The 12,098-nt window shown below is 69.1% G+C and carries 11 protein-coding genes and 1 pseudogene; 3 read left to right on the forward strand and 9 right to left on the reverse strand.

Translation table 11 applies throughout. From position 1 onward, the window contains the following. Nucleotides 1-4: 4 nt before the first annotated feature. The 4 genes from CCL05_RS27345 to CCL05_RS27360 all read right to left on the reverse strand — a co-directional run bounded on the left by CCL05_RS27345 (nucleotide 5) and on the right by CCL05_RS27360 (nucleotide 3,760). The gene (locus CCL05_RS27345) at nucleotides 5-838 is read right to left on the reverse strand and encodes an enoyl-CoA hydratase/isomerase family protein (RefSeq protein WP_086563151.1); all 834 of its coding nucleotides are present in this window, start codon (nucleotides 836-838) and stop codon (nucleotides 5-7) included. Then, on the reverse strand, nucleotides 835-1,986 hold the full coding sequence (locus CCL05_RS27350) for a low temperature requirement protein A (RefSeq protein WP_086563153.1): 1,152 nt from the start codon (nucleotides 1,984-1,986) through the stop codon (nucleotides 835-837). The genes CCL05_RS27345 and CCL05_RS27350 overlap by 4 nt, the downstream gene beginning before the upstream one ends. 62 nt (nucleotides 1,987-2,048) lie before the next feature. Then, entirely contained in the window at nucleotides 2,049-2,900 is an 852-nt protein-coding gene (locus tag CCL05_RS27355) for an alpha/beta fold hydrolase (protein WP_086563155.1), read from the reverse strand. 44 nt (nucleotides 2,901-2,944) lie between these two features. Then, the gene (locus CCL05_RS27360) at nucleotides 2,945-3,760 is read right to left on the reverse strand and encodes an oxidoreductase (protein WP_086563156.1); all 816 of its coding nucleotides are present in this window, start codon (nucleotides 3,758-3,760) and stop codon (nucleotides 2,945-2,947) included. A 188-nt stretch (nucleotides 3,761-3,948) separates the two neighbouring features. Between CCL05_RS27360 and CCL05_RS27365 the strand changes: the two genes are divergently transcribed. Continuing rightward, the gene (locus tag CCL05_RS27365; protein WP_086563157.1) at nucleotides 3,949-4,527 is read left to right on the forward strand and encodes a TetR/AcrR family transcriptional regulator; all 579 of its coding nucleotides are present in this window, start codon (nucleotides 3,949-3,951) and stop codon (nucleotides 4,525-4,527) included. Nucleotides 4,528-4,577: 50 nt separating this feature from the next. Here the strand turns inward: CCL05_RS27365 and CCL05_RS27370 are convergent, their stop codons facing one another. Continuing rightward, the gene (locus CCL05_RS27370; protein WP_158102499.1) at nucleotides 4,578-5,696 is read right to left on the reverse strand and encodes a serine hydrolase domain-containing protein; all 1,119 of its coding nucleotides are present in this window, start codon (nucleotides 5,694-5,696) and stop codon (nucleotides 4,578-4,580) included. Nucleotides 5,697-5,851: 155 nt separating this feature from the next. After that, nucleotides 5,852-6,865 (reverse strand): sugar ABC transporter substrate-binding protein, encoded by a 1,014-nt coding sequence (locus CCL05_RS27375; protein ID WP_086563159.1) that lies wholly within the window; start codon nucleotides 6,863-6,865, stop codon nucleotides 5,852-5,854. Nucleotides 6,866-7,053: 188 nt separating this feature from the next. On the opposite strand from CCL05_RS27375, the gene CCL05_RS27380 reads away from it, so the two are divergent. Both CCL05_RS27380 and CCL05_RS46430 read left to right on the forward strand, forming a co-directional pair. Beyond that, on the forward strand, nucleotides 7,054-8,052 hold the full coding sequence (locus tag CCL05_RS27380) for a LacI family DNA-binding transcriptional regulator (protein WP_143589952.1): 999 nt from the start codon (nucleotides 7,054-7,056) through the stop codon (nucleotides 8,050-8,052). A gap of 404 nt (nucleotides 8,053-8,456) precedes the next feature. Continuing rightward, nucleotides 8,457-8,651: pseudogene (locus CCL05_RS46430) on the forward strand (aldo/keto reductase); the annotation flags it as partial. 77 nt (nucleotides 8,652-8,728) lie between these two features. Here CCL05_RS46430 and CCL05_RS27395 read toward each other — a convergent pair. From CCL05_RS27395 to CCL05_RS27405, 3 genes are all read right to left on the reverse strand, one after another. Then, nucleotides 8,729-9,571, reverse strand: a complete 843-nt coding sequence (locus CCL05_RS27395) for a carbohydrate ABC transporter permease (RefSeq protein WP_086563162.1) — start codon at nucleotides 9,569-9,571, stop codon at nucleotides 8,729-8,731. Between the two features lie 3 nt (nucleotides 9,572-9,574). Then, on the reverse strand, nucleotides 9,575-10,594 hold the full coding sequence (locus CCL05_RS27400; RefSeq protein WP_208641633.1) for a carbohydrate ABC transporter permease: 1,020 nt from the start codon (nucleotides 10,592-10,594) through the stop codon (nucleotides 9,575-9,577). 63 nt (nucleotides 10,595-10,657) lie between these two features. Continuing rightward, nucleotides 10,658-12,004: an ABC transporter substrate-binding protein gene (locus CCL05_RS27405; RefSeq protein WP_086563164.1), complete on the reverse strand. Its 1,347-nt coding sequence runs from the start codon at nucleotides 12,002-12,004 to the stop codon at nucleotides 10,658-10,660. Between the last annotated feature and the right edge of the window lie 94 nt (nucleotides 12,005-12,098).

Genomic DNA, 12,098 nt, shown 5'->3' on the forward strand with positions numbered 1-12,098 from the left:
CGGCTTATCCCTGCTGGTTGATGAGGCCGGCGTAGTAACCGAGGTTCCGCTCGATCTCGTCGAGACCGATTTCGGCGATGGCCTGCCCGAGCTGCGGCACGCGAGCCTGGAATCCCGGCCAGGTGACCGACTCCGCGAACTCCGCCCAGGACGCGCGCAGGTCGGCCACCGGCGGCAGGGTCGACCGGTTGATCTGCGCCTTGGCGCCGAGGACGGACGCCTTGTCGAAGGACGCGATGCGCGCTGCCACGGCGTTGACGAGGTCGTCGAGTTCGGCGTCGGGGACGGCCCGGGTCACCCATCCGTACTGCTCGGCGCGCTCGGCGTCGTAGTCCTCGCTGGTGAGGATCGCTTCGAGTGCTCGGTCTCGTCCCAGGAGCCGGGCCAGTCGGTCGCTGCCGCCCCCGCCCGGGACGATGCCGATCGCGACCTCGGGCTGGCAGAAGACCGCCTCCTCACGGCTGGCGTAGCGCAGGTCGAAGGCCAGGGTGATCTCGTCCCCGCCGCCCCGCGTACGTGCGCGGATGGAGGCGATGCTGATGAACGGGGCACTGGTCAGGCGGGTGACGAGTTCGACCCACGTCGGAGTCCCGTCCGCGGCGTTCAACGCCAGGAGTTCGGGCACCTGGGCGAGGTCGGCGTGGTTGTAGAAGTATCCCGGCGTACCGCTGTCGAAGACGACGACCTGCACGTCCTCGTCCCGACTCAACTCGTCGACGACGTCGAGGAGTTGGATGACGGTGTCCGCGCCGACGACGTTCACCGGCGGATTCGAGAAGGTGACCTTGCGGATCTTCGGTGCCACGGTCTCGATCGTGAACATGCTGTGCTGGGTCATGCTGTGCTCCCCTGCTCGGAGAAATCTTCGGAGGGTCGGCGATCTTCGTATGCGGCCAGCGTGACGACGATCGCGGCCGCGACGACCGCCGCCAGGTAAGCCGGGGCCGTCGGCGTGACCGCGCAGGCGACGATCAGAGCGGACAGTGCGATCAGCCGCGCCTTGGGCAGGTCGTCGAACAGGGTCCTGCCGTGCCACGTCTGCGCGCCGATGTAGAGGGCCGGCCCGCCGAACAGCAGCAGGATGGTGGTGAGGCCGGCGCGGTGGGCCGGGTGTGCGATGACGCGTTCGTCGCCCGCGGCGGCGGCGATCATTCCGGCGACGGAGGCCATGAGGCTGTAGACGCCGCTGCGCCCGGCCCGAATGGGGTCCTCGGTCTGCTGGTAGTGGCGCACGATGTGTTCGGAGCGGCTGAAGAACAGCCAGAACAACGCGACCGTGCCTGCGAGAGCCACGCTGCTGGTCAGCAGGGTCATGGGCTCGTACGGCGCTGTGGTGAGCGCGGTGCCGGTGGTCATGACGGCCTCACCGAACGCGATGATCATGAACAGGCGGCCGCGCTCCGGCAGGTGCGCGCCGGCGAAGGTGACCTGTCGGGAGTCCAGTCTGCGGCCGGGCAGGGGATGCGCCGTCCAGGTGCCCGCCAACTCGATCAGGGTGGCCGCGGCCCACCAGGCCAGCCGGGCGCCGCCGTCGGTCGCCGCGCCGATCAGCCAGAAGGGGGCGGCCGCGCTGAACCAGACCAGGACGCGGCGCCAATGCTCCTGTTCACGCGGGTCGAGGCCCACCCTGAGCAGCCGCACCGTCCGGCCGAGGTGAATCAGCAGGAAGGTGGCGACGAAGACCCATCCGGCATCACCGAACGCGCGCGGGATCGCGGCGTTCATGAACAGCCCCAGGAGCATGACCGTCAGCAGCATCCGCCGCGTCCGCCGGTCCTCGGCCGGGACGAGGGTGACCGCCCAGGTGGTGTACGCCCAGGCCGCGTAGACGGCGAGGTAGAGCACGAGCGTCTGGGCCGCGCCCGTCCACGTCGGACGGGCCAGCAGCTGATGCGACAGCTGGCCGATCGCGAAGACGTAGACCAGGTCGAAGAACAATTCCAGCGGCGTCACCTCCCGGCGCGCCGGACCACTGGTCGACTGCACGATGTATCTCCTCGCCCGAGCGGGCCCTCGGACCGCTGTAATTCCGGCGTGCGGGCGAGCGGTCAGTCGGCAAGGAAGGCCGTCACCTGGGCGGCGAAGTCCTTGGCGTGCTGGAAGAGGAAGGCGTGCCCGGCGTCGCCGTAGACGACGAGGGTGGCGTCGGTCAGGTGCTGGACGGCGGTGTACGCGGCCAGGGCGGGGATCATCGCGTCCTTCATGCCGGTGGCGTACAGGACGGGCTGTTTTATGGTCGCGAGGTCCTCCCGCACCTGCTCGAAGGGAAGCTGCGCGTCCTTGCCGATCGCGGCGATCTGGCCCATGGCCGCCGCCTCGGAGACGTCGGGTCGTCCGGTTGCCAGGCGGGTGGCCACCCTGGCGAGGTGTGAGTATCCGGCGGCGCGGCCGGTGTCCGTCTCGGGGAAGAACAGGAACACCAGGTCGTCTCCGGTGACCTCGGGCTTGGTCATGGTGGCCCGCACCTTGGGGTCCGGTTCGGGAGCGCCGGGCACCGCGCCGCCCGGGTTGGCGGCCGCCACGACCAGCTTGCGGACCAGGTCGGGCCGCCGGCGGGCGATGTGCTGGGCGACGGTGCCCCCCAGGGTCCAGCCCAGCAGGTCCACCCGCGTGAGGCCGAGGGCCTCGATGAACTCGACGGTGCCGGCGGCGAGTCCCTCCACGGAGTCGGGCGGGGTGCCGGTGGTGTAGCCGGTGCCGACGTTGTCGAACACGATCACGTCGTGGCCGGCGGCGAGGTGGTCCAGGAACTCCGGGTCCCACCAGTCGAGGGTCCCCCGGACCCGGTTCAGCAGGACCAGCGGTATGCCGCCCCGCGGGCCGATGCGCCGGTAGGTGAACGTCGCGGAGGGGCCTTCCACGGTGAGGTCCTCGGCCGCGTCTGCCAGATAGGTGCTCATGGCGGGCTTCGCTTTCCTGTCGCTGTCTGGGGTGGTGGGGGTGGTCAGGCGGGCAGGCGGTTCAGCTTGCGCAGCTGCTGGTCGAACATGCGGGATGGCACGACGCGGCGCATGGTGCGGACGCGTCCGGTCATGGCGCCGGCGGTGTAGCGCAGCTTCGGCTTGGCGTCGGTCGCCGCGGCGACGATCTCCTTGGCGACGACGGCGGGGTCGTCGCCGTCCTTGACCGCGCCGGCCATGTACTCCTCGAAGACGTGCCGCTGCTTGGCGTAGACGTCCAGGGGCCGGTCGGGCCGCACGCTGGCCGCGTCGAACGCCGTGTTGGTCCAGGCCGGTTCGACGAGCAGGGACCGCACGCCGTACTCGCGGACCTCGTGGTCGACGGACTCCGAGTAGCCCTCGACGGCGTGCTTGGAGGCCGCGTAGACCGCCATGTAGGGCTGCGGCATGAAGCCGACGATGGACGAGATGTTGACGATCCGTCCGCTGCGCTGGGCACGCATGTGCGGGAGGACGGCGTTCGTCATGCGGATGACGCCGAAGACGTTGATGTCGAACAGGCCTTGCGCCTGCGCGGCGGAACTTTCCTCGGCGGCGCCCGCCGAGCCGATGCCGGCGTTGTTGACGAGGACGTCGATCCGGCCGAACCGGTCGATCACCTCTCCGACCGCGGCTGTCACCGACGCGTCGCTGGTCACGTCGAGGCCGAGGAAGGTCACACCCTCCAACGGGGTGACGTGCGCGGTGTTGCGGCTGGTGCCGACCACCTCGTGGCCCGCCGCGGCCAGCGCGAGCGCGGCCGCCTTTCCGATGCCGGAGGACGCGCCCGTCACGAGGGCTACCGGACGTGTTGTCGCCATTGTGGGCTCCTGACTCATGGACTGCTTCGTCTTGCGGAGGTGTGGGGGTCGCTACCTCTAACCTGTTTCACTAACGTATCAGGTTTGGAGTTAACTGCAACAGAAGAGAACCAATTAACAAAGCATCCGTAGCGTTCACGTATCCTCTTGCTAGGGACCAGTCGGCGAACCAGGCAGGAGAGACAGACATGGGCCGAGCACTGCGGGCAGATGCCGAGCGCAGTGTGCGCGCGATCCTGGAGGCGGCCGAGCGGGTCCTCGCTCAGGACGCCGGCGCCTCCATGGAACAGATCGCCGAGGCGGCGGGCCTGACCCGGATCACGGTGCACCGGCGGTTCGCCAACCGGCAGGCGCTGCTGGAGGCGCTCGCCGTGTCGGCGAAGCAGCAGCTCGTCGACGCGATCGAGGAGGCGCGGCCGGATGCCGCTCCCGCGCTCGTCGCGCTGTACCGGGTGACCGCGAACGTCCTTCGGGTCAAGGAGACTTGGCGCTTCACCCTCAACCATGCCACGGCCCACACCGAGGCCGCCGCCGCGCTCTGGGCGGAGATCGACGCCCACACCGTCGATCTCCTCACGCGGGCGCGGCGCGAGGGTCTGCTCGCTGCCGACGCGGACCTGGACTGGATGCGGCAGGTGTACTACGCGCTCCTGGGTGAAGCCCTCAACAGGCCGGGGGCGGATCAGGATCCAGCCGCACAGGACCCGGACGTGTTGGCCACACTCGTCATCGACACGCTCCTGCACGGCGCAGGGCCGCGCGGCTGATGACACCTTGAGGGGGCACGGACTCGGCCGCAGAACCGCACCTGAGCCGATCATTCGGTCGTGTCGCGGCCGGATGCGCTGAGACAGTGCCTCGCCGCCGCGACGAGGGTGAGGGCTGCGGCACTCGCTCCGCCGACGGGCGGGCTGACGTTGGTGGTGAAGGCCATGCCGACGGAGAACCGAGGATCGGCCAGCGCGAGCGAGCCGGCGTGGCCGTCATGTCCGTACGACGCCGGTCCGATGAGGGGAAGACGAGCCGTGGGCCTTTGGACTCCGGAACCGAAGTGGGACGGCTCGCCGAGGACCTCGTCGGGTCCGATCGAGTGGGTGCGGGCGAGGCCTGCACTGCTCTCGGCGTCCAGCAGGCGCACCTCGTCAACCGGTCCCACGGTCGCGGCATACAGCCGTGCCAGATCGCGGGCACTGGCGACCAGGTTGGTCGCAGGCCAGGGCGCTGCGAGAACATCCGGCCGGTGGAAGACCGAGAGGTCTTCGAGCAGTCCGAGGCCGACGGCTTCGAAGAGCGGCCCGGGGCGGGCCGTCTGCAGCGGGGTGCGCATCGGGGGGCGTATCCGCAGCGGCAGTACGTCGTGGTTGTCCGACGGCGGAACGCCGAGAGCGAGGTCGAGACCGAGTGGTTGCCGGATGTGTGCGTGGATGTAGTCGGCGACAGTGGTGCCCAGGGCCCGCTGGAAGACACCGTCGAGCAGGGCTCCGTAGGTGATGGCGTGGTAGCCGTGCTTCGTCCCCGGTTCCCAGTAGGGCTCCTGTCGCTCCAGGGCGGTTTCGAGCTTGCCGGCCACGTGGTCCTCCACGCTGAGCTCCTGGTCGACCAGGGGCAGCCCCGCCCGATGGCTGAGCACGTGGCGGGTGGTGATGCGGCGGGTCGCTGTCCGCCGCATGGCGGGCCAGACATCGCAGATCGGGGCATCGAGGTCGAGCTGTCCGCCGGCGTGCGCGTGCTGGGCGGCGATCGCCGAGACACCTTTGGAGACGGAGAACAACAGGTACCGGGCACCGCCGGGACCCCCGTACGACAGATCTACGACAGGACGCCCGTCCAGGTAGACCGCCAGGCCGGCGGCACCGCCTCCCTGTTCGGCGGCGACTCGCGCGAACACATCGGCGAGGGCTTCGAATGGGGCCCTGGCCCAGCCTTCCACCCGCACGGTATCGGCTCCCGTCCGGCCCGTGGCTCTCCCGTGCGGCTGGTGCGCCGGCTCTCGGGTGACTGAGGTGGCCGGGTCGTCCGCGGCGACGGAACCGGTGGGGCCGGGGACCGGCGGTGTGGTCACCGCCGGCGCCGACCGCCGGTCCCAGCTCATCAACGGGTGCCCCTCGCGGCGAACTGGGCGATCTTGTCGACGTTGGACTTGTCGACGAAAGCCGGGCCGGTCAGGACCGCCTGTTCACCGCCGCCCATGTAGTTGCCGTTGGTCTTGTACAGCCACAGCGAGTCGATCGCCAGGTAGCCCTGGAGGTAGGGCTGCTGGTCGACCGCGAACTGGATCGTGCCCTTGCTGATGGCGCCGGTGAGGTCCTTGTTCAGGTCGAAGGTGGCGATCTTGGCCTTGCTGCCCGCCTCGGACACGGACTGCACGGCGGTCAGCGCGTACGAGGCGCCGAGGCTGACGATGTAGTCGATGGAGCGGTCCTGCTGCAGCTTGGCGGTGATCGTCGCCTTCACGGCCGGCATGTCGGTGCCGTTGACGTAGAGGTTCTCCGTCTTGCCGTGGAAGGTCTTCTTCACGCCGTCGCAGCGCTGGGTGAGGCCGATGTTGCCCTGCTCGGTGATGACGCAGACGGCCTTCTTGGCGCCGACCTCGTTCAGCTTCTTGCCGAACGCCTCGCCGGCCACGGTCTCGTCCTGACCGAAGAACTCCATCAGGCCGAGGTTCTTCCACTCGCTCACACCGGAGTTGAGGCCGACGACGGGGATCCCTGCCGCCGTGGCCTTGTGGACGACGTCCTTCATGGCCTCCGGCTTGGCGAGGGTGACCGCGATGCCGTCGACCTTCTGATCGATGGCGTTCTGGACCAGGTTGGCCTGGTTGCCCGCGTTCGGGTCGTTGGAGTAGACGAGCTTGATGTTGTCCTTCGCGGCGGCCGCCACGGCGCCCTTGCGGACGATGTCCCAGAAGGTGTCGCCGGGCCCCTGGTGGGTGATCATCGCGACGGTCAGACGGGGCGTGGTGGCCTTGCCTGCGGACACGCCGTCGGCGCCTTCCTCGGTCTTCTTCCCGCCCGAACTGCTGGTGCAGCCGGCGAGGGTCAGTGCGGTGACCGTGGCCATGGCCACGAGAGAGGCGCATCTGCGCGCATGAGAAGAGCGGTGCATCTGTCCTGGACCTTACTGTGCGACAAGGAGAGGAAGCGGAGAAGCCGTACGAGCCCAGAACCCGAGGTCTGGAGATCGGGCGGCCCGAGCGGCGTCGCGGCGCCGGACAACGGCATTCCGTTGGAGCGCTCCAATGGCCTACACTTTGGAGCGCTCCAACAGGTACGTCAAGAGGTTCGGGAGGTTGCGTGTCGGTAACGCTGGAGGATGTCGCGGCCCGAGCCGGCGTATCGCGGTCCCTGGCCAGCCTGGTGATGCGGAACGACCCCCGCGTCTCCGCACGGCGCCGGGAGGCGGTGCTGAAGGCGGCGGCCGAGCTGGGCTACCGCCCCAACGCCCATGCCGCCCAGCTCGCCAGCCGGCGCACCATGACGGTGGGGGTCGTCCTGGTGGAGCTGCGCAATCCCGTCTACACGGAGATCTTCACCGGCGTTCAGGAACAGGCCGAGCAGGCCGGTTACGGAGTGCTCCTCACCGGCGGGGAACTTCTGACCGCGGACACCGAGCGACGGGCCATCGACGGTTTGCTGGAGCACCGGGTGGACGGCATCGTCCTCGTCGGTCCCCGGCTGGCGTCGAAGGACCTGCGCGAGCTGGCCGACCGCGTGCCCCTGGTCGTCGTGGGCCGTCATGTCCAGGGCGTCGACTCGGTTGCGGTCGACACCCGGCACGGCACCCGCCTCGCCGTCGAACATCTCGTCGGACTCGGCCACGAGGACATCGCCCACATCGACGGCGGCAAGGGCCCCGGGGCCGAGAGTCACCGCCGGGCCTACCTCGACACCATGGAGGAGCATGGACTGTCCGCGTACAGCCGCATGGTCCGCGGCGACTACACCGAGCAGGGCGGCAGGCGAGCGGCGGAGATCCTGCTGTCGAGTTCCCACCCTCCCACGGCTGTCTTCGCGGCCAACGACCTGTCCGCCCTCGGTGTCCTCGCGGCCCTCAAACATCGAGGGATGAGTGCGCCGGAAGACCTGTCGCTGATCGGCTTCGACAACACGGTTCTCGCCCAGTTCGGCTATATCGACCTGACCACCATCGACACCCCCCGCCACGACATGGGAACGACCGCGGTGACCCTGCTGACCGCCCGGATCGAGGACACCGGCCGCCCGGCCCGCCCCACGCAACTCGCTCCACGGCTGATCGTGCGCTCCACCACCGTCCCGCGCCCCGGGGTCTAGCCCACGCGGTAAGGGCGGCCATGCTGCGGCAGGGTTCTACGCGCCCACGCATCCCGACCCGCGTCTGGCTGATCATCACGAAAGCGAGCGCGACGGCACCTGTCCGCACCTCGGGGCGGATGTCCGGTGCCGGCGAGGGTCACCTGCCGGTGGGCGAGGTCGAGGTGGGAGTAGAGGCACGAGACGAAGCGGCTGGCGTTGAGGTCGGCGAGGTCGCGGCCGGTGCGGGTGAGGCCTGGTCGGGCGTGGCTCCGGCCGTGGCGTGCGAGTGCACGGCCATGCGTACCAGGCCCATGAGGGCGGCTATCAAGTCCGGTCACTGTGGGCAGGACGTGGGCTAGGCCGTGCTTGGCTTCGCAGTGGCGTGCCCGGAACCGGCGCAGGCGAAGCACAGGTTCCGCTGCGCCCGGGGCGAGGTGGACGACATCGTCCCGCTGGTCGGCGCTCGCACCCGCGAGCGGCTGGCCGAGGCGCTGCCCGCGGTGGAGCTGATCCTCACCGCGGACGACCTCGCCGAGATCGAGAGGGCGGTGCCGCCGGGCGCGGCGCGCGGCGACCGATTCCCGTCCGCCTTCATGTCCGGCCTCGGTGTCGGCAACTGGGTCCGCCTCTCACCGCGCCCGAGGAGGCCCAGTCGGGTTTCGAGCAGGCGCCGAGCAAGTTCGAAGACACGCATTCAGCCCTTGACGGCGGAGCTGGCGACACCCTGGACGAACCACCGCTGGAAGAAGGCGAAAACCACCAGGACCGGCAGGACCAGGAGGACGCCGAAGGCGAGGATCTGGCCCCAGTCCGGGGGCTCCTGGCCCTGGAAGACGCTTATCTCCAGCGGCAGCGGGCGCACCGACGGGTCGGAGACCATCAGCACCGGCCACAGGAACGAGCCCCACTGGATGAGGAAGGTCAGGATCGCCACGGAGGCGAAGGCCGGCTTCGACATGGGGACGACGATCGCGAAGAAGGTACGCCAGGGGCCGGCGCCGTCGATGCGGGCGGCTTCCTCGATGCTCGGCGGGATCGAGCGGAAGAACGTATGGAACTGGTACACCGAGAAGGCGTTGGCGATGAACGGGAGCGCCAGGATGGGGAGGGTGTTGCGCTGGTCGTTGAACATGTAGAAGAGCGGCACCGCCACCGACTCGAACGGGACCAGCATCAGCAGCAGGATGAGCGTGAAGACGGCGTTCCGGCCACGCCACTTCAGCCGGGACAGCCCGTAGGCGGCCATCGAGTTGACGAACAGACCGCCTGTGACAACGACGAACGCCAGCAGCAGTGAGACTCCCATGAAGCCCCAGAAGTAGCCGGTGCTGTCGGAGTCGAGGCTGTCGAGGACGGCGGAGTAGTTGTCGAAGGACAGGTGGGTGGGCAGGAATCCGGACAGGCCGTCGAGGACCTCGTCGGACGGCTTGAGACTGCCCAGGAACAGGTAGATCACGGGCAGCACGAAGACGAAGGCCAGGACACTCAGGACGGCGTAGTCCATGAAGCGGCGCAGGGGCGTAGGGGTCGTGCCCATGGGTCAGTCCTCGTTTCCGGGCCGGACGACGCGGCGCTGGATGAGCGTCAGGACGACGACGATCAGGAAGAAGACGACGGTGATCGCGGACGCCTGGCCGATGTTGTTCTGGTCGAAGGCGGTGGTGACGGCCTGGTACATCACGGTGCGGGTGGCGTCCTCGTCCATGCCGCCGCCGCGGACGAGGACGTACACCTGGTCGAAGACCCGGAAGGAGAGCACCGAGGTGAGCATGGCGACGAAGACGAGGGTGCCGTGGATGCCGGGCAGGGTGACGTGGCGGAACTGCTGCCAGCGGGAGGCGCGGTCGAGTGCGGCGGCCTCGTAGAGCTCCCCCGGGATCTGCTGGAGGCCGGCCAGGAGGATGACCATCTGGAAGCCGACGCCCTGCCAGATCGACAGCACGATGAGCGAGGCCATGGCCGTGGCGCCGTCGCCGAGCCAGTCGAAGGCGCCCCAGTTGCCGAAACTCACCGCGTCCAGCGCGGAGTTGAGCATGCCCTGGTCGCTGCGGGCCAGGATGAGGCGCCAGATCACGGCGACCAGCGCCATGGGGAAGACGACCGGCATGAAGAACAGGGACCGGAAGAGGCCGATGGCCTTGAGCTTGCGGTTGAGCAGGATGGCCAGCCCGAGTGCCAGGGCCGTCTGCACCGGTACGACGACCACGGCGAAGGTCAGGTTGTTCAGCAGGGCCCGCAGGAACGGGCCCGACAGGTCCGGGTCGGTGAACAGCCGCCGGTACTGCTCCAGGCCGAAGAAGGTGGGCTCCAGCGGGGAGCCGAGGCGGACGTTGTAGAAGGAGAGCACCACGGCGTAGCCGAACGGCACACCGACGAAGACGATGAGTCCGACCACGGCCGGGGCGGACATGAGCAGGCCGTGCAGCCAGTCGCGATTCTTAGGGCCCGGACGGGTTGATCGCATCGATCGCTTCGAACGCGCGGGCTTCACGGAGGTCACGGACGGGGCCTGCTCCGGGCCGGGCGGCGGCACGGCGGGCGCGGGTTCCACGGATGTCACGGAAGGGTCCTGTTCCCGGCGGGGCGGGCGCGCGCGGTGGGCGGCCCGCCCCGGCCGATGGTCCTACGGAATCTTGTAGCCGGCGTTGTCGGAGAAGTCCCGGTCGATGGCGCGGGCGGCCTTCTCCAGGGCGCTCTTGGGGTCGGCGCCGCCGTAGACGGAGTTCAGGGCCTCGCTGAACTTCGCGGTGACGGTGGGGTATCCGGCGGTCACCGGGCGGGTGACGGCGACGCAGGACTTGGTGATGTCGCTGTCACCGCAGGGCTTGGCGAGCTGGTCGGCGAAGAGCTGGAGCGGGCCGCCCTGCTTGTAGAGGCTGCTCTTGGCGAGCGCGGTCTTGGTGGCGGGCACCGCCCCGTTGGCGGTCGTCATGGCGGTGACGTGGGTGTCGTTCAGGAGGGTGTCCAGGAACGTGCCTGCGGCTTTGGCGTTCTTGGTGTTGGCGCCGATGCCCCACGCCCAGGAACCCTGGCCGGTCTTGGGGCCGTTGCCGAAGTCGGGCAGCGGAAGGACGACGAGGTCGTCTCCGAGGGCCTTGCTGTAGGCGGGGTACATCCAGTGGCCGACCCAGCTGAGCGCGACGCGGCCCTTGGCGAAGGCGTTGCCGTCGGTGTTGGGGTCGACGTAGGGCTTCCAGGACTGGAAGGTCTTCAGGGCCGAGGCCACGGCCGGGGTGTCGAGGGCGCCTTCCGCCTTGCCGTCCTTGAGCAGGGAGCCTCCGGCGGACCAGACGATCGGAGCGAAGCCGTAGGTGCCCCACTCGGTCGCGAAGCCGCTGCCCTCCTGGAGGTCGAGGGTCTTGCCGTCGGAGTCCTTGGCCTTCAGCGCCTTGAGTGCGGAGGTGAACTGCGCCGCCGTCCAGTCGTCGGACAGGCCTTTCGGGTACTTCACTCCGGCCGCGTCCAGCAGCTTCTTGTTTCCGTAGATTCCGAGGCCCGAGTCGTACATGCCCAGGCCGTAGTGCTTGCCGCCTATTTCGCCCTGCGCCTTGATCGCGCCGGTGGCATTGTCCAGTGTCTTGGCGGACACATAGCCGTCGATCGGCGCGAGCTTCTTGTTGTAGACGAAGTTGGCCATGGTCGGGCCGTCGTATTCCATCACGTCCGGCAGCTTGGTGGCGTCCGTGGCGGTGATGGTCTTGGTGTAGTCGTCGGCGGGGATCAGCTTCAGCTGAACCTTGACCTTGCTCTGAGAGGAGTTGAAGGACTTCACCGCGGCCTGCAACGCGCTGTCCTCGCTCTGCTGACCCTGATGGGCCCAGACACTGATGGTGCCCGTGCCGCTGCCCGCCTCGGCGGCGGTGTCGGTGCCGCTGCCACCTCCGCCGCAGGCGGCGAGTGCCGCCAGAGGCAGGGCGAGGGCGAGGCCCGTACAGGCCGCGTGACGGTACCTTCGGTTTCCGGCGTTCATGGGTTGGTGCCTCCGTGCGAGGGTCGGTGCTGCTGCGAGGGTTTTGGGCGCTGAAGTGCTTCCGGGTCTGGGGATGTGGGGGCTCGGGGCGTGG

This window comes from Streptomyces africanus, assembly GCF_002150735.1.
GTDB lineage: Bacteria > Actinomycetota > Actinomycetes > Streptomycetales > Streptomycetaceae > Streptomyces > Streptomyces africanus.

Bases quoted from the DNA above. Each gene is read 5' to 3' on its own strand.
- CCL05_RS27345 (WP_086563151.1), bottom strand. From the start codon at position 838: ATGACCCAGCACAGCATGTTCACGATCGAGACCGTGGCACCGAAGATC.
- CCL05_RS27355 (WP_086563155.1), bottom strand. From the start codon at position 2,900: ATGAGCACCTATCTGGCAGACGCGGCCGAGGACCTCACCGTGGAAGGC.
- CCL05_RS27360 (WP_086563156.1), bottom strand. From the start codon at position 3,760: ATGGCGACAACACGTCCGGTAGCCCTCGTGACGGGCGCGTCCTCCGGC.
- CCL05_RS27365 (WP_086563157.1), top strand. From the start codon at position 3,949: ATGGGCCGAGCACTGCGGGCAGATGCCGAGCGCAGTGTGCGCGCGATC.
- CCL05_RS27375 (WP_086563159.1), bottom strand. From the start codon at position 6,865: ATGCACCGCTCTTCTCATGCGCGCAGATGCGCCTCTCTCGTGGCCATG.
- CCL05_RS27395 (WP_086563162.1), bottom strand. From the start codon at position 9,571: ATGGGCACGACCCCTACGCCCCTGCGCCGCTTCATGGACTACGCCGTC.
- CCL05_RS27405 (WP_086563164.1), bottom strand. From the start codon at position 12,004: ATGAACGCCGGAAACCGAAGGTACCGTCACGCGGCCTGTACGGGCCTC.